At 62.1% G+C, this 16,930-nt stretch carries 13 protein-coding genes; 9 read left to right on the top strand and 4 right to left on the bottom strand.

Annotated features, from left to right (window positions below; translation table 11 throughout):
* Window positions 1-176: 176 nt before the first annotated feature.
* The gene (locus M0D68_RS36420) at window positions 177-3,056 is read left to right on the top strand and encodes a valine--tRNA ligase (RefSeq protein WP_200652441.1); all 2,880 of its coding nucleotides are present in this window, start codon (window positions 177-179) and stop codon (window positions 3,054-3,056) included.
* Window positions 3,057-3,128: 72 nt separating this feature from the next.
* Window positions 3,129-4,010 carry a UTP--glucose-1-phosphate uridylyltransferase GalU gene (gene galU, locus M0D68_RS36415; protein ID WP_054042256.1) on the top strand — a complete coding sequence of 294 codons (882 nt, stop codon included), beginning with the start codon at window positions 3,129-3,131 and terminating at the stop codon, window positions 4,008-4,010.
* A 139-nt stretch (window positions 4,011-4,149) separates the two neighbouring features.
* Here the strand turns inward: galU and M0D68_RS36410 are convergent, their stop codons facing one another.
* The 4 genes from M0D68_RS36410 to M0D68_RS36395 all read right to left on the bottom strand — a co-directional run bounded on the left by M0D68_RS36410 (window position 4,150) and on the right by M0D68_RS36395 (window position 7,453).
* Entirely contained in the window at window positions 4,150-4,377 is a 228-nt protein-coding gene (locus tag M0D68_RS36410; RefSeq protein WP_054042293.1) for a sulfurtransferase TusA family protein, read from the bottom strand.
* A gap of 145 nt (window positions 4,378-4,522) precedes the next feature.
* Window positions 4,523-5,563, bottom strand: coding sequence for a Gfo/Idh/MocA family oxidoreductase (locus M0D68_RS36405; protein WP_266226893.1), 1,041 nt, complete (start codon window positions 5,561-5,563; stop codon window positions 4,523-4,525).
* Window positions 5,563-6,579: an inositol 2-dehydrogenase gene (gene iolG / locus M0D68_RS36400; protein ID WP_201129945.1), complete on the bottom strand. Its 1,017-nt coding sequence runs from the start codon at window positions 6,577-6,579 to the stop codon at window positions 5,563-5,565. Before iolG ends, M0D68_RS36405 begins: the two co-directional genes overlap by 1 nt.
* Window positions 6,572-7,453: a MurR/RpiR family transcriptional regulator gene (locus tag M0D68_RS36395; RefSeq protein WP_093647639.1), complete on the bottom strand. Its 882-nt coding sequence runs from the start codon at window positions 7,451-7,453 to the stop codon at window positions 6,572-6,574. Before M0D68_RS36395 ends, iolG begins: the two co-directional genes overlap by 8 nt.
* A 277-nt stretch (window positions 7,454-7,730) precedes the next feature.
* Between M0D68_RS36395 and M0D68_RS36390 the strand changes: the two genes are divergently transcribed.
* The 7 genes from M0D68_RS36390 to iolB all read left to right on the top strand — a co-directional run bounded on the left by M0D68_RS36390 (window position 7,731) and on the right by iolB (window position 16,831).
* The gene (locus M0D68_RS36390; RefSeq protein ID WP_054042251.1) at window positions 7,731-8,777 is read left to right on the top strand and encodes a sugar ABC transporter substrate-binding protein; all 1,047 of its coding nucleotides are present in this window, start codon (window positions 7,731-7,733) and stop codon (window positions 8,775-8,777) included.
* A 191-nt stretch (window positions 8,778-8,968) separates the two neighbouring features.
* A complete protein-coding gene (locus tag M0D68_RS36385; RefSeq protein ID WP_093647637.1) occupies window positions 8,969-10,144 on the top strand; it encodes an ABC transporter permease in 1,176 nt (391 codons plus the stop codon).
* Between the two features lie 13 nt (window positions 10,145-10,157).
* Window positions 10,158-10,982: an ATP-binding cassette domain-containing protein gene (locus tag M0D68_RS36380; protein ID WP_200658631.1), complete on the top strand. Its 825-nt coding sequence runs from the start codon at window positions 10,158-10,160 to the stop codon at window positions 10,980-10,982.
* Between the two features lie 66 nt (window positions 10,983-11,048).
* Window positions 11,049-13,127, top strand: a complete 2,079-nt coding sequence (gene iolC, locus M0D68_RS36375; protein WP_266226891.1) for a 5-dehydro-2-deoxygluconokinase — start codon at window positions 11,049-11,051, stop codon at window positions 13,125-13,127.
* Window positions 13,124-15,097, top strand: coding sequence for a 3D-(3,5/4)-trihydroxycyclohexane-1,2-dione acylhydrolase (decyclizing) (gene iolD, locus M0D68_RS36370; protein WP_266226890.1), 1,974 nt, complete (start codon window positions 13,124-13,126; stop codon window positions 15,095-15,097). The genes iolC and iolD overlap by 4 nt, the downstream gene beginning before the upstream one ends.
* Before the next feature lie 10 nt (window positions 15,098-15,107).
* Window positions 15,108-16,034, top strand: coding sequence for a myo-inosose-2 dehydratase (gene iolE / locus M0D68_RS36365; RefSeq protein ID WP_256455381.1), 927 nt, complete (start codon window positions 15,108-15,110; stop codon window positions 16,032-16,034).
* Window positions 16,031-16,831 carry a 5-deoxy-glucuronate isomerase gene (gene iolB, locus M0D68_RS36360; RefSeq protein ID WP_266226889.1) on the top strand — a complete coding sequence of 267 codons (801 nt, stop codon included), beginning with the start codon at window positions 16,031-16,033 and terminating at the stop codon, window positions 16,829-16,831. Before iolE ends, iolB begins: the two co-directional genes overlap by 4 nt.
* The last annotated feature ends 99 nt before the right edge of the window (window positions 16,832-16,930 follow it).

Raw genomic sequence — 16,930 nt, 5'->3', positions numbered from 1 at the left:
CGCTAATAGACCACTAACAATTCAAGGAAAGGCACCAAAGCCAGATCAAGGAAAGCCCAAACCCCAAGAACACGGCCAAACCAAGCGCCGCAGGCAAAAACCGCCCCCCAGGGGCCCCCACCGGCATCGCCGCTTATAATCAAACATTCTTTGCATCCACCAGCAGACGGACAGAAATGAGCGAGACCCCGAGCGACCCCACCTCCACACTTGCCAAAAGCTTCGAGCCCCACACCATCGAGGCCCACTGGGGCCCCGAATGGGAAAAGCGCGCCTACGCAAAGGCCACCTTCGACGAAAACAAGAAAGACTTCTCGATCCAGTTGCCGCCGCCGAACGTCACCGGCACCCTCCACATGGGCCATGCGTTCAACCAGACGATCATGGACGGCCTCACCCGCTATCACCGCATGCTCGGCGAAAACACCCTCTGGGTGCCGGGCACGGACCACGCGGGCATCGCCACGCAAATCGTCGTCGAACGCCAACTGGATGCGAAAGGCGTCTCCCGTCATGACCTCGGCCGCGAAAAGTTCACCGAACGCGTCTGGGAATGGAAGCAGGAATCCGGCTCGACCATCACGAATCAGGTGCGCCGCCTCGGCGCGTCGATCGACTGGTCGCGCGAATACTTCACGATGGACGACAAAATGTCGGCCGCCGTACGCGACGTGTTCGTACGCCTGTATGAACAAGGCCTGATCTACCGCGGCAAGCGCCTCGTGAACTGGGATCCGGTGCTGCTCACCGCCGTCTCCGATCTCGAAGTGGTCAGCGAAGAAGAAAACGGCCACCTCTGGCACATCCAGTACCCGCTCACGGACGGCTCGGGCCATCTGACGGTCGCCACCACGCGCCCGGAAACCATGCTCGGCGATACCGCCGTGATGGTCCATCCGGAAGACGAGCGTTATGCGCACCTGATCGGCAAGACGGTCACGCTGCCGCTCTCCGGCCGCGAAGTCCCGATCATCGCCGACGACTACGTCGACCGCGAATTCGGCACCGGCGTGGTCAAGGTCACGCCCGCGCACGATTTCAACGACTATCAGGTCGGCCTGCGCCACAAGCTGCCGATGATCGAGATCCTCACGCTCGACGCGAAGATCAATGACAACGCGCCGGAAAAATATCGCGGCCAGGACCGTTTCGCAGCCCGCAAAGAGGTCGTGGCCGACCTCGAAGCGCTCGGCGCGCTCGAATCAGTCAAGCCGCATAAGCTGATGGTGCCGCGCGGCGACCGCACGGGCGTCGTGATCGAGCCGATGCTGACGGACCAATGGTTCGTCGCCATGAGCAAGCCGGCGCCGGAGGGCACCTTCAATCCGGGCAAATCGATCGCCGAAACGGCGTTGGACGTGGTTCGCAGCGGCGAAATCAAGTTCGTGCCGGAAAACTGGTCCACCACGTACTACCAGTGGCTCGAAAATATCCAGGACTGGTGTATCTCGCGCCAACTCTGGTGGGGCCATCAGATCCCGGCGTGGTACGGCGAAAACGGCGAAATCTTCGTCGCCAAGACCGAAGAAGGCGCGCGCGAGAAGGCCGCGGAAGCTGGTTACACGGGCCCGCTCAAACGCGATGAAGACGTGCTCGACACGTGGTTCTCGTCGGCGCTGGTGCCGTTCTCGTCGCTCGGCTGGCCTGCCGAGACGCCGGAGCTGAAGCATTTCATGCCTTCGTCGGTGCTGGTCACCGGTTTCGACATCATCTTTTTCTGGGTCGCGCGCATGGTCATGATGACCACGCACTTCACCGGCAAGGTGCCGTTCGACACGGTCTACGTGCACGGTCTGGTGCGCGACGCCGAAGGCCAGAAGATGTCGAAGAGCAAGGGCAACACGCTCGACCCGATCGATATCGTCGACGGCATCGACCTCGACGCGCTGGTCGCCAAGCGCACCACCGGCCTGATGAATCCGAAGCAGGCTGCGTCGATCGAAAAGAAAACCCGCAAGGAATTCCCGGACGGCATTCCGGCGTTCGGCACGGACGCGCTGCGCTTCACGATGGCGTCGATGGCCACGCTCGGCCGCAACGTCAACTTCGACCTCGCGCGCTGCGAAGGCTATCGCAACTTCTGCAACAAGCTGTGGAATGCCACCCGCTTCGTGCTGATGAACTGCGAAGGCCACGATTGCGGTTTCGGCAAGCCGGAGCAATGCGGCGAATGCGGTCCGGACGGCCATCTGAATTTCTCGGCGGCCGATCGCTGGATCGTCTCGCGCCTGCAGCGCGTGGAAGCGGAAGTCGCCAAGGGTTTCGCCGACTATCGTTTTGACAATGTGGCCAACGCCCTATACAAGTTCGTATGGGACGAATACTGTGACTGGTATCTCGAACTCGCCAAGGTTCAGATCCAGACGGGTCAGCCGAACCAGCAGCGCGCAACGCGCCGCACGCTGCTGCGCGTGCTCGAGACGGTGTTGCGCCTCGCGCATCCCGTGATTCCGTTCATCACCGAAGCGCTGTGGCAAAAAGTTGCGCCGTTGGCTGGACGTTATCCCGAAGGCAAAGCCGAGGGCGAAGCGTCCATCATGGTGCAGCCCTACCCCGTTGCGGAGCCGTCGAAGATTGACGAAGACGCTGAGCAATGGGCGGCCGACCTGAAAGCAGTGATCGATGCGTGCCGGAATCTGCGTGGCGAGATGAATCTGTCGCCGGCGGTCAAGGTGCCGTTGCTCGCTACCGGCAACGCGGAGCGGCTCGCAACTTTCGCTCCGTACGCTCAGGCATTGGCCCGTTTGTCGGAGGTGCAGATCATTGCCGACGAGGCAACGCTGGACGCGCAGGCAGATGGCGCGCCAATTGCTATCGTAGGGAATGACAAGCTTGTGCTGAAGGTGGAAATCGACGTCGCGGTGGAACGCGAGCGTCTGTCGAAGGAAATTGCGCGGCTTGGCACGGAAGTCATCAAGTGCAATGCCAAATTGCAGAATGAAAGCTTTGTGGCAAAGGCGCCACCGGCAGTCGTTGAGCAGGAGCAGAAAAGGCTGGCAGAATTCGAAACCACTATCGGCAAGCTGAAAGCCCAGTTGGCGCGTTTGCCGGCCTGATCGACGCGCCTTGTCCGCCCCGTTGCGGGCTGACGGGGCGCAAAGCTAAACCAGAGGATTCAGGGTAATCACATGCTAAAAGTTACAAAAGCGGTTTTTCCGGTAGCAGGTCTTGGCACCCGGTTCCTCCCTGCCACGAAGGCAAGCCCGAAGGAGATGCTGCCGATCGTCGACAAGCCGCTGATTCAATACGCGGTGGAAGAGGCAATGGCGGCCGGCATCACCGAAATGATCTTTGTGACGGGCCGCAGCAAGCGCGCGATCGAGGACCATTTCGATAAGTCATACGAAATCGAGGCCGAACTCCAGGCGCGCGGCAAGGACAAGCTGCTGGAATTGGTGCGCAGCATCAAGCCGAGCCATGTGGACTGTTTCTACGTGCGTCAGCCGGAAGCGCTGGGCCTCGGCCACGCGGTGATGTGCGCTGAAAAGCTGGTGGGCGACAACCCGTTCGCCGTCATCCTCGCGGACGACTTGCTGTACGGCAAGCCGCCCGTCATGACGCAAATGATCGAGGTGTTCGACCACTATCACAGCTCGGTGATCGGTGTCGAAGAAATCCCGCACTCGGAGACGAAGTCGTACGGTATCGTCGACGGCAAGGAGTGGGAAGACTCGATCATCAAGATGTCGGGCATCGTCGAAAAGCCGGAGCCGGACGTCGCACCGTCGAATCTCGGCGTGGTAGGCCGCTATGTGCTGAAGCCGCGTATTTTCGAACATCTGCGCGCGCTGAAGCCGGGCGCAGGCGGCGAATTGCAGCTGACGGACGCGATTCAGTCGCTGCTCGCCGATGAGCAAGTGCTGGCGTACAAGTACCACGGCACGCGTTTCGACTGCGGCAGCAAGCTGGGTTATCTGAAAGCGACGGTCGAGTTCGCGTTGCGTCACCCGGAAGTGGCAGCCGATTTCGAAGAATATCTGCGTACCCGTTCGCCGGTGCTGGAAGGCTGAGCAACGGGACAGCCGCGCAGAACCCTTGCGCTGTTAGCCTCTCGCGTTAAGCAGTAGTCAGGTTAGTCAGACGTAAAAAAGGCGCTGTGCCCCGCAATTGCGGGCACAGCGCCTTTTGTTTGGTATTTTCGTTCGTGTTTCAGCGACGCTTCATCAGAAACGTGAAAACCTTGTCGTGCGACGAACTTTCGACGATTTCGTTGCCGGTTTGCTTCGCGAATGCGGCGAAATCGCGCTGCGAGCCCGGGTCGGTGGCTAACACCTTGAGAATCTGGCCGCTTTCCATGTCGGCGAGCGCCTTCTTGGCGCGCAAGATGGGCAGCGGGCACATCAGCCCGCGCGCATCGACTTCCTTGTGAACCTGAATTTGCATCGACGATGACCTTCGGGATGAGGCGTCATAAGCGACGCCGGACAGAGGGTCAAATTCTACAGCAGGTGTCGTTTAGCCGCCGGAAGTGACGCTGTCATGTCGATTTCCGTCATCCGGCGGCGCTTTGGTGCCTTGGGCGCTACAACGTGACCGCCTCTCCGCTCTGCAGCGACTGCCGCAGTGCCATGCCGATCCGCGTCGCTTCGAGCGCGTCGGCCAGTGTGGCGCCTGCTTGCGCACTCGATCCCGCGCCGCCCTGCACTGCCGCCACGAAGGCGCGCGCCTCATGCAAAAACGCGTCCTCGAAGCGATCGAAGAAGGTCGGCGTGCATTCGTTGCGAATGCCCGTCGCGTCGTAGATCTCGACGCGATTCGCTCGCGGATTGTGGCCAATCGCCAGCGCGCCGGCAGTGCCGATCACCTCGCTATGCGTGTCGTTACCGTGAGCTTGCGTGCGTGACGCGTAGAACATCGCGAGCTTGCCGTCCTCGAATTCGCAGATCGCCACGCCGTTATCGACGTCGCCGAATTCCCGCAGCCCCTCGTGCAATGCGACCGCGCCCGCCGCAAACACGCGTTTGGCGCGCGGTTTGCCAAGCAGCCAGCGCGCGACGTCGATGTCATGCACCGTGCAATCCAGAAAGATCCCACCGGAGGTCGCCGAGAAACGCACGAAGAAACCGTTGGTGTCGTTCTGATCGGTGGTTTGCGAGCGCACCAGAAACGGCCGTCCGATCTTGCCGGCTTCGATCTTGTCGAACGCATCCTTGTAGCTCGGATCGAAACGCCGCATGAAGCCGATGGTGGCCTGCAGATGCGGATAGCGCGCGGCTTCAGCCAAGACGCGCTCGCACTCGGCGAGATCCAGCGACAGCGGCTTCTCGCAGAACACATGTTTGCCGGCGCGCAATGCATCGATAATCTGCTGCGCGTGCAAGGACGACGGCGTGACAAGCCACACCGCGTCCACGTCGCGATCGGCGAGCAGGTCCGCATAGTCGGCGTAGAGACGCGGTTCGGGTAAAGTCTCGCGCGCCCACGCCCTCTCCTCTTCCACCGGACTGCAAGCGGCCACGAGCGTCGCACCCGGCACGCGATACGCCAGATTTTCCGCGTGGCGCTTGCCCAACCGTCCCAAGCCCACCACACCCAAACGAAGTCGCCCAGTCGTCGCATTCATCACAATGCCTCCCCGAGTTTCACCGCGCGACCCTCGCGCCACGAGCGCGTCGCGGCGTCGGCGAGTTCGAGCGCTTTCAGACCGTCGGCGACGGTGGTTCGTACCGGTTTGCCGTGCGTGACCGCGTCGAAGAAATGCGCGATTTCCAGTGCGTACGCCGCACGATAGCGCTCGAGGAAAAATGCCTCGGGCACGTCGCTCGACACTTCGGTTTTCGAATACGCGGTGACCTCGGTGGGCCGCACATTGCCCGCCTGCAGCATGCCGGTGCTGCCGAGCACTTCGAAACGCTGGTCGTACCCATAAGCTGCGCGTCGCGCGGTATTGATCTGGCACAGACGTCCGTGCTTCGTGCGGATCGTCACCGCGGTCGAATCGATATCGCCCGCTTCGGCAATCGCCGGATCCGAAAGACAACTCCCCGTGGCGTGCAGCGTGTCGGCTTCGTCGTCCAGAATCCAGCGGAAGATGTCGAAGTCGTGAATCAGCATGTCCTTGAAGATGCCGCCCGAGTGCTTGATGTACTCGACCGGCGGTGCGCCCGGATCACGGCTCGTCACCACCAGCATTTCCGGCGTGCCGATTTCGCCCGCATCGATGCGCGCTTTCAACGCGGAAAAGGTCGGATCGAAGCGGCGCTGAAAACCGATCATGCAGACCACGCCCGCGCGCTCCACCGCTTCGGCGCAGGCACGTGCCCGTTCCAAAGTCAGATCGACCGGCTTCTCGCAGAACACATGCTTCTTCTGTGCAGCCGATTTCATGATCAGATCCGCGTGCGTGTCCGTACTCGAACAGATCACCGTCGCGCCGATCGATGCATCGCCCATCGCGCCGTCGATATCCGCAACCTGCGCGCCATGTTCTGCAGCGAGCGCCGCGGCCGCCTCGCGATTCACATCGACCACATACTTGAGCCGCACGCCCGGTTGCCGCGCCAGATTCGCCGCATGAATCTTGCCGATACGGCCCGCGCCGAATACCGCTACGTCGATCGTCTTTACCGCCTCAGTCATCGTATCCTCCAGTCTCTTTGGATTCTTCTACGTTCAGTTCGAGCTTGTACGCGAGCGCGATGAACAACGCCTGGCACAAACAGATCGTGCTGGTCAGCGAGCGGAACGCAAACGCGCTGCCCTCTTTCACATACAGTTGGGTGGTGGCGTAACGCGCCAGCGGTGATAGTTGGCTATCCGTAATAACCAGCGTCTTCGCCTGATGGTGATGCGCCACACGCAGGCAATACTGCGTTTCCTTGCCATACGGCGCGAAGCTGATCGCGATCACCACGTCGCTCTTCTTCACGCTGCGAATCTGTTCGCGGTACATGCCGCCGAAACCGGACACCAGATGCACACGCTTGGGGGTGTGCTGCAACGCGTAGACGATATAGCTCGCCACTGGAAACGAACGCCGCACGCCGATCACGTAGATGTTGTCGGCCTGCTGCAGCATCTTCACGGCGGCGTCGAACTGCTGGTCGTCGAGGCCGGCTTCGAGTTCTTCAAGACCGCCGCGCGAGGCCGCGATGAATTCGCGCGCCACGGAGCCACCGGACAACGCGCCGGGCTTCTCGTCGATCAGTTTGCGAATCCGCTGCTGATAACTCGGCGAAGACGTGCCCTGCCCCGTGTACGCCTGACGAAACACCGCCTGCAGATCGGAGAAGCCGGAAAAACCGAAGCGCTGCGCAAAACGCACCACGGCGGACGGATGCACGCCGCAACTCGCGGCGATATCGCTGGTGCGATCCACCATCACGCTCGAGCGATGCTGCTCGATATACGTCGCGACATTCTTCAATTGCCGCGGCAGCGCCTCGTAGTTTTCCGCGATGCGCTGCATCAATTCTTCGACGCTCGGCAAGTCTTCGGTGCTCTCTTCCGCCATGGCTCTCTCTTCGTTGCTTTATTGCAGTGCAGAAGACGCTTCCAGCGCGCGCCACACGGCATCCTGACGCTGCCGATTATAGGCAGGCGCCCCGTCAAATGGAATGTATTTTCCATTTTTATTTGTCATGAAATTTTCATTGCAACGCTTCGGAAGATGGCCTAATCTTGGTCGTGAGCGATGGTGCATCGGCTGACGTCTGCCGCAACGCACGCAATCGGAAAGCCGCCCGCCAGACGCTCCCTTCAATAACGACAGACCGAGAAAGGTGGAGACAATGAGACTTTGCAAGGGCAAGGCTACGCTCAGGATTCTGGTGGCGGCATTGACGTTGGCGACGGGATTCGGTGCGGCGTCGGCCGCCCGCGCGGCTGACGCTCACTTCGTGCTGATCAGCCACGCGCCGGATTCGGATTCGTGGTGGAACACCATCAAGAACGCCATCAAACAGGCCGACGAGGATTTCAACGTCGAGACCGACTACCGCAATCCGCCGAACGGCGACATCGCCGATATGGCGCGTCTGGTCGAACAGGCCGCCGCGCGCAACTACGACGGCGTGATCGTTTCCATCGCCGACTTCGACGTGCTCAAGAGTTCGCTCGCCAAGGTCACCGAGAAGCACATTCCGCTCGTCACGATCAATTCCGGCACTGAGGAGCAAAGCGCGCAGCTTGGCGCGATCATGCACGTCGGTCAGCCTGAATACGCCGCGGGCAAAGCGGCGGGCCAGAAAGCGAAGGCGGCGGGCATCAAGTCGTTCCTATGCGTGAACCACTACGCAACCAACCCGGCTTCGTTCGAACGCTGCCGCGGCTTTGCCGAGGCGATCGGGGTCGACTTCAAGTCCTCCACGCTCGACGCGGGTCAGGACCCGACTGGTGTGCAATCGAAAGTGAGCGCGTATCTGCGCAATCACCCGAACACCCAGGCGGTGCTCACGCTGGGTCCGCTGTCGGCCGCGCCGACGATGAAGGCGCTGCAGCAGATGGGCCTTGCCGGCAAGGTCTGGTTCGCGACATTCGACTTCGACAATGACATCGCCAAGGGCATCCAGGACGGCACGATCCAGTTCGCCATCGACCAGCAACCCTACCTGCAGGGCTATATCCCGGTTGCCGTACTGGCCATCGTGAAGAAGGAACACACCACAGATCCGGCGAAGATCCGCCAGATCCTGCAGGCTAATCCGAAGTTCCAGCAACGTCTCACCACGTACGGCCTGCAGCCCGCCTATGGGCCGCGCAATATCGGTTCCGGCCCGGGTTTCATCACCAAGGCCAACATCGACAAGGTGGTCAAGTACGCAGGGCAGTACCGCTAACGCATTTCGCTGGACGCACGGACACGGGAGAACCGTTCCGGCAGGTATGAAGAAAGTGGACGCGGCCGGCCGCAACTGGCCAGGCCGCCCCACGCCTGCATTCACCACGTTTTACGTGCATTACGCGCCATGCGGTCCGATTGCAGTCCTTTGATGACTGCGAAAAGCCGGGCGCATCAAGGAGAGCTTCAATGGGCGTAGCCAACCCCTTCCACCCTCATCCCCGCAAGCAGCCCCCTTCGAACACCGCGACGACGTCAACGTCCGGCGGTGCACCCGGGGCGGCCGATGAGCGCGTGCGCCAGGAATCGTGGTTCCGGCACCTGCTGAACCGTCCGGAATTCGCCGCCCTCGCCGGCACCGTGATGGTGTTCCTCGTGTTTGGAATTGCCGCCGGCAACTCCGGCATGTTCAACCTCGACGGCGTGATGAACTGGTCGCAAGTGGCCGCGTATCTCGGCCTGATTGCAGTCGGTGCATGCCTGTTGATGATCGCCGGTGAATTCGATCTGTCGATCGGTTCGATGATCGGCTTCTCGGGCATGATGGTCGCGCTGCCCACGATGTACTTCCATTGGCCGATTGCCTTGTCGATCGTGTTCGCGTTCGCCGGATCGATGCTGCTCGGCGCACTCAACGGCTATCTGGTGATGCGTACACGGCTGCCGTCATTCATCGTGACGCTGGCGTTCCTGTTCATCCTGCGCGGGCTCACGCTGGCCCTGTCGGTCATGTTCGCCGACCGCACGATCATCTCCGGCGTGGGCGACGTCGCCGCTCACGACTGGCTCGCCCATACCCTGTTCCAGGGCGTCGCGTTCAAGGGCCTGTTCGTCTGGCTGGGGCACATCGGGGTCGTGAAGCTGCTCGATAACGGCAACCCGCTCGTGCCGGGTATTCCGAAAGTGCTGCTCTGGTGGTTCGCGTTGGCCGCGGTCTGTGCCTTCACCCTCGCCAAGACCCGTTTCGGCAACTGGATTTTCGCGGTGGGCGGCGACGCCAACGCAGCAAAGAACGTCGGCGTGCCGGTGCGGCGCGTGAAGATTTCGCTGTTCGTGCTGACCGCGTTTTGCGCGTGCCTCTTCGCCGTGCTGCAAGTGTGCGACATCGGCTCGGCCGCGGCCGACCGCGGGTTGCAGGCCGAATTCGAAGCCATCATCGCGGCGGTGATCGGCGGCACGCTGCTGACCGGCGGCTACGGCTCGGTGATCGGCGCCTGCTTCGGCGCATTGATCTTCGGCGTCGTGCAGATCGGCATTACCTATACGAATGTCGATTCCGACTGGTTCCGCGTGTTCCTCGGCGTGATGCTGCTGATCGCCGTGCTGTTCAATCACTACGTGCGCCGCCGCGTCGCGCAATCGTAACGAGGAGACGACCATGTCCGATACGAATACCGTGAACACCGCAGCCAAACCGCAGGACGACGTGATCCTCGCACTCGAAGACGTCAGCAAGTACTTCGGCCAGGTCATCGCGCTAAGCGGCGTGACCTTGCGTCTGAAGCGCGGCGAAGTGCATTGCCTGCTCGGCGATAACGGCGCGGGTAAATCTACGCTGATCAAGACGCTCGCCGGCGTGCATCGCCCCTCCTCCGGTCAATATCTGGTGGATGGCAAACCGGTGCTGTTCGAGTCGCCGAAAGATGCGCTCGATCTCGGCATCGCCACCGTCTATCAGGATCTGGCGCTGGTGCCCTTGCTCTCCGTGGCGCGCAATTTCTTCATGGGCCGCGAGCCTCAGAAGAAACTGTTCGGTTTCATCAACGTGATGGACCTCGAAACCAGCGCCACCACCGCACGCGACAAGCTCGCCGAAATGGGCATCAACGTGCGCGACCCGCATCAGCCGATTGGAACGATGTCCGGCGGCGAGAAGCAATGTCTCGCGATTGCACGGGCCATTCACTTCGGCGCACGCGTGCTGATCCTCGACGAGCCGACGGCCGCGCTCGGCGTCAAGCAGAGCTTCAACGTGCTGAAGCTGATTCACACGGCGCGTGCAAAAGGCATCTCGGTGATCTTCATCACGCACAACGTGCACCACGCGTATCCGATCGGCGATTCGTTCACGCTGCTCAATCGCGGCAAATCGCTCGGCACGTTCACGAAGGACACCATCAGCAAGGACGAAGTACTCGACATGATGGCCGGCGGCGCCGAAATGCAGAAGATGATCGGCGAACTCGACGGCGCGACGATCTGATTCATTCGCGCGGGCTTCCGGCGCATGTTGCGCCTCACGCCCGCGCTCAGCTATTCAGGAATATTCATGAATCATTCCAGCACATCCAGCGGGACCGGGATCGTGAACGGTGGCGGGCTCGCTTCCGCTTCAGGGGCAACGTCAGCGACAACGGCCAGCCGTTTCGCACCGGACCGCAGCCGCGACATCGTCTGTCTTGGCCGTCTTGCCGTCGATCTGTACGCGCAACAGGTCGGCGCGCGACTCGAAGACGTGTCGAGTTTCGCAAAGTATCTTGGCGGTTCATCGGCGAATATCGCGTTCGGTTGCGCGCGCCTCGGGCTTGCATCGTCGATGCTCGCGCGTGTCGGCAACGATCACATGGGGCGCTTTCTCACCGAGACCTTGACGAAGGAAGGCTGTGACGTCGGTCATGTCCGCGTCGATCAGGAACGCCTGACCGCCCTCGTTCTGCTCGGCCTGAAAGATCGCGATACCTTTCCGCTGATCTTCTATCGCGAGAACTGCGCGGATATGGCGGTAGATGAAGCGGATTTCGACGAGGCGTACATTGCGTCTTCGAAAGCGCTGCTCATTACCGGCACGCACTTTTCGACCGAACAGGTGAACCGCACGAGCCGCCGCGCGCTGGATTACGCGCGACGCAATAACGTGCGCACCGTGCTCGATATCGACTATCGCCCGGTGTTGTGGGGCCTCACAGGTAAGGCGGACGGTGAAACCCGCTTCGTCGCGAGCGAAGGCGTGACCGCGCACTTGCAGCGCATTCTGCCTTTGTTCGATCTGGTGATCGGCACCGAGGAGGAGTTCCGCATCGCCGGTGGCAAGACCGAGCTCGTCGATGCGCTCGCCATGGTGCGCGCCGTGACGCCGGCCACGCTGGTTCTGAAGCGCGGGCCGATGGGCTGCCAGATCATCGACGGCAAAGTACCCGCAACGCTCGACGATTTGCCTATTCACGGCGGCGTCGAGGTGGAAGTTTTGAATGTACTCGGCGCGGGCGATGCATTCGCGTCAGGCTTCCTCTCCGGATGGTTGCGCGATCAGCCACTCGAAGCGTGCGCCCGTGCGGCGAATGCAAGCGGCGCGCTGGTCGTGTCGCGTCACGGCTGTGCGCCTGCAATGCCGACGCCCGCCGAACTGGACTACTTCCTGCGCGAAGCCAAGGCCGATCCGCAACGCATGCGCCGTCCCGACCGCGATGCAACGCTCGCGCGCCTGCATCGTGTCTCCCCTGCCCGCAAACAATGGGACGAAGTGCTCGGCTTCGCGTTCGACCACCGCAACCAGTTCTTCGAGCTTGCCCAGCAGACCGGCGCCGACGAAGCGCGTATCGTGCAACTGAAGGGCCTGTTCGTCGAAGCTGTCGCGCAGACGGAAACCGCCTTGGGGCTGCAAGGCCGCATCGGCATCCTGAGCGACGACCGCTACGGTCAGGACGCATTGAACGCCGCCACCGGACGCGGCTGGTGGATCGGCCGGCCGGTTGAGCTGCCCGGTTCCGTGCCGCTCGTGTTCGACCACGGACGCTCGATCGGCACGACGCTGATTGCATGGCCGCAGGAACACATTGCGAAGTGCCTCGTGCAATTCCATCCCGACGAACCGATCGAACAACGCCTCGAACAGGAAGCGCAGCTGCGTGCGCTTTACGACGCGACACAAGCAAGCGGCCACGAATTGCTACTCGAAGTGATTCCGCCGAAACACGCGCATCTGCCGCAAGCACCGGACATCGTCTATCGCGCGTTGAAGCGGCTGTACAACATCGGCATCTATCCGGAATGGTGGAAACTCGAACCGATGGACGCCGCGCAATGGCAAGCCGTCGACGCGTTGATCGCCGAGCGCGATCCGTACTGCCGGGGCGTGGTGTTGCTCGGTTTGTCAGCGGGTGTCGAGCAATTGAACGAGGGCTTTCGCGCGGCGGCGCAATCGGCGACATGCCGCGGCTTTACCGTGGGTCGCACGATCTTTCACGAGCCGAGCCATGCGTGGCTCGCCGGTGAGATCGGCGACGATGAGCTGATCGCGCGCGTGCGCCGCACATTCGAAACACTGATTGCGTCGTGGCGTGCCACGCGTGGAACGACAAGCACGCAGCCCACCACGGCGGACCATGCACATCAGGAGCAGGCGGCATGAACCAGCGCGTATTGCATCACGATGCGGCGTCCGCCAACGACGCCACCCAGGCCCACGCGCCGTCGGGCGGCACCGTCCGCCTGACGACCGCCCAGGCGCTGGTTCGCTACCTCGCCGCACAACGGGTCACGACGGAAGACGGCGGCGGCACCGAACCGCTCTTTGGCGGCGTATTCGCGATCTTCGGGCACGGCAATGTGGCCGGAATAGGCGAAGCCTTGTATCAGCACCGCGAGGCGTTGCCCACACTGCGCGCTCACAACGAACAGGCGATGGCGCACAGCGCGATTGCCTATGCGAAAGCGCATTTCCGTCGCCGCATGATGGCCGTCACGACGTCGATCGGCCCCGGTGCGACCAACCTGATCACCGCGGCCGCGCTCGCGCATGTGAACCGTCTGCCCGTGCTGCTGTTACCCGGCGACGTGTTCGTTTCGCGCGCGCCCGATCCGGTGTTGCAGCAGGTTGAAGATTTCCACGATGGCGGCGTCTCTGCCAACGATGCGTTCAAACCGGTGTCGCGCTACTTCGACCGCATCGTGCACCCGGCGCAATTGCTCAATGCATTGCCGCGCGCCTTGCGCGTGCTCACCGACGCGGCCTTGTGCGGTCCTGTGACGCTCGCGCTGCCGCAGGACGTGCAAGCGCAAGCATGGGATTTCCCTGCCGACTTCTTTACGCCGCGCGTCGTCACGTTCCACTCCCCCGCGCCGCGCGCTGACGATATCAACGCGGCAGTTGCCCATCTGCGCCGCGCCAAGCGTCCATTGATCGTCGCGGGCGGCGGGGTGCTCTATGGCCGTGCGACCGACGCGCTGCACCGCTTCGCCGCCGCGCACGGCATTCCGGTGGCCGAAACGCAGGCCGGCAAAGGTTCACTCGCATGGAACGATCCGCTGAACGCTGGTGCTTTAGGCGTGACCGGCTCGCCCGCCGCCAATGCACTCGCCCACGATGCCGACTGCGTGCTGGCAATCGGCACCCGCTTGCAGGACTTCACCACCGGCTCGAACACATTGTTCACCCAGGCCGACGTGATCGGCATCAACGCGAATCCGTTCGACGGCCTCAAGCATCGCGCGCTGGTGGTCGAGGCCGACGCACGTCTTGCGCTGGATGCGCTCGCCGAATCCATGCAAGGCTGGCACGCGGACCGTACATGGACCGCGCGCGCCCACAAACTCGCGGCAAGCTGGCGCGACACCGTGAGCACGCTCACACATGCGCCGCAACGCGACACCGTGCTGCCGTATGAGGGCGATGTAATCGGCGCGGTGCAGCGTTCGAGCGCGCGTTCCGCGACGGACGATATCGTCGTGTGCGCAGCGGGCACCTTGCCGGCCGAATTGCACAAGCTGTGGCGCGCCGGCAAACCGGGCGCGTATCACGTCGAATACGGCTACTCATGCATGGGCTACGAGATTGCCGGCGGCCTCGGCGCCAAGCTCGCACGGCCCGCGCGTGAAGTGATCGTAATGCTCGGCGACGGCAGCTATCTGATGATGAACAGCGAGATCGCGACTTCGGTGATGATCGGCGCGAAGCTGATCGTGGTGGTGCTCGACAATCGCGGCTACGGTTGCATCAACCGCTTGCAACAGGCTTGCGGTGGCGCGCCGTTCAACAACCTGCTCGACGACTGCATGCAGGGCCCGCTTGGCGCGCCGAAGATCGACTTCGCCGCCCATGCACGCGCGCTCGGTGCAGAGGCCGAACACGTCGCGAACATCGGCGAACTTGAAGACGCGCTGCAGCGTGCGCGCGCCGCCGATCGCACCTACGTAATCAGCATCGACACCGATCCCGCCCGCACCACGAACGACGGCGGCTGGTGGTGGGAAGTCGCCGTGCCCGAGGTATCGGCGCGCGACACTGTGCGCGCTGCACGCTCGCAATACGACGCGCAACTCGCCGCCCGCGCGGCGCCCACCGACCCCAGCGACCGCCCCGGCCACATCGACAACGAATGAGGACGCCCGCATGACTGCTTTCGACGTACGTATCGGCATCAACCCCTTATCGTGGATGAACGACGACCTGCCTTCGCTCGGCGGCGAAACACCGCTTGAAGTTGCACTGACCGAAGGACGCCAGATCGGCTACCAGGGTTTCGAACTCGGCAACAAGTTTCCGCGCGAACCGCAGGCGCTGAAGACGCTGCTTGCGAAATATGATCTGGCCTTGGTCTCCGGCTGGTACTCCGGCCGACTCGCACGACGTAGCGTGGAAGAAGAAATCGCCTCGGTCGGCCCGCATCTCGAACTGCTCGCGCAGAACGGCGCGACGGCGATGGTCTATGGCGAAGTCGCCGATTCGATCCAGGGCGCACCGCAACCGCTCTATCAACGCCCGCGTTTTTTCAGCGAAGCGCAGTGGGCCGCGTATGCGGCGCGCGTCGATGAATTCGCGCGCTACACCCTAAGCCGCGGCGTGCGGTTGGCGTACCATCATCACATGGGCGCATATGTCGAAACACCGGCTGATGTCGATCAACTGATGTCGCGCACGAGCGACGCCGTCGGCCTGCTATTCGACGCCGGACACATCACGTTTGCCGGTGGCGATCCGCTCGCGGTGCTCGACAAACACATCGGGCGCGTGTGCCACGTGCACTGCAAGGACGTACGGCCCGCGGTGATGAAACTGGCGCGCAATCGCAACTGGAGTTTCCTCGACGCCGTGATCGCTGGTGCCTTCACGGTACCGGGCGATGGCGCGGTGAACTTCCCGGCGATCATCGATCGATTGAAGCGGCATGGCTATCGCGGCTGGCTGGTGGTTGAAGCGGAACAGGACCCGGTGGTGGCGCCATCGTATGAGTATGCGCAGAAAGGATTCCGGACCTTGCGAGCGCTGGTCGACGCACCGCTCGACGCCGGTGGCGGGACTGAGCAGGAGGCAGCATGAGTTTATTGGTCAAGGCGCAGCGCGAGGGCCAAACGATCGCGCGGGTGACGCCAGAGTCGGCGTGCTGGCGGTATGTGGGATTTGCTGCTTACCGGTTGGGCGCGGATGAAGTCGTGCATGTGTTTGAGCCGTCTCGCGAGGTGTGTATCGTCGTGCTGACGGGCGCGGTGGATATTGAAACTGCTGATGCGAAATGGAGTTCGCTGGGTTCACGCGATAGCGTGTTCGAGGATTCCGCGCCGTATGCGGTGTATTTGCCGCCCGGCGTGCGGGCGACGGTTCGCGCGTGTCGCGATGCTGAGGTTGGTGTGGCGAGTGCACCGGGCAAGGGTATGTATCCGGCGAGGTTGATCGAGCCTTCTACGATGAAGCGTTCCACGCGTGGGAAGGGGCTGAATACGCGTTACGTATGCGATATTCTTCCGCAGACTGAGCTTGCGGAGTCTTTGCTGGTTGTCGAGGTTCGGACGCCTGGGGGGCATGCTTCAAGCTATCCGCCGCATAAGCACGATACGGATAACGTGCCTCATGAGAGTTCGCTCGAAGAGACTTATTATCATCGGCTCGATCCGCCGCAAGGGTTTGCTTTTCAGCGTGTGTATACGGATATGCGGGATATCGATGAGTCGATGGCGGTGGAGAATCACGACGTCGTGATGGTGCCGCGTGGGTATCATCCTGTTGTTGTTCCCTATGGGTATGAGTCTTATTATTTGAATGTGATGGCTGGGGGGCAGCGGACCTGGCATTTTCGGAATGATCCGGCGCATGAGTGGATTATTAATAAGGACAGTTAGGGGGTTTTGCCTTTTGCGGCGGCATTGGCCGTGTTCCTGGGGCATTGGCCTTTCCTTGATTTGTTAGTGGTCTATTAGTGTTGCCCCTGTGCGGGGCGG

It is taken from the genome of Paraburkholderia sp. SEWSISQ10-3 4 (assembly GCF_030464785.1).
Taxonomy (GTDB): Bacteria; Pseudomonadota; Gammaproteobacteria; order Burkholderiales; family Burkholderiaceae; genus Paraburkholderia; species Paraburkholderia aspalathi.
The sequence above is the reverse complement of the archived record's forward strand: the minus strand, read 5'-3'. Positions and strand labels throughout refer to the sequence as shown.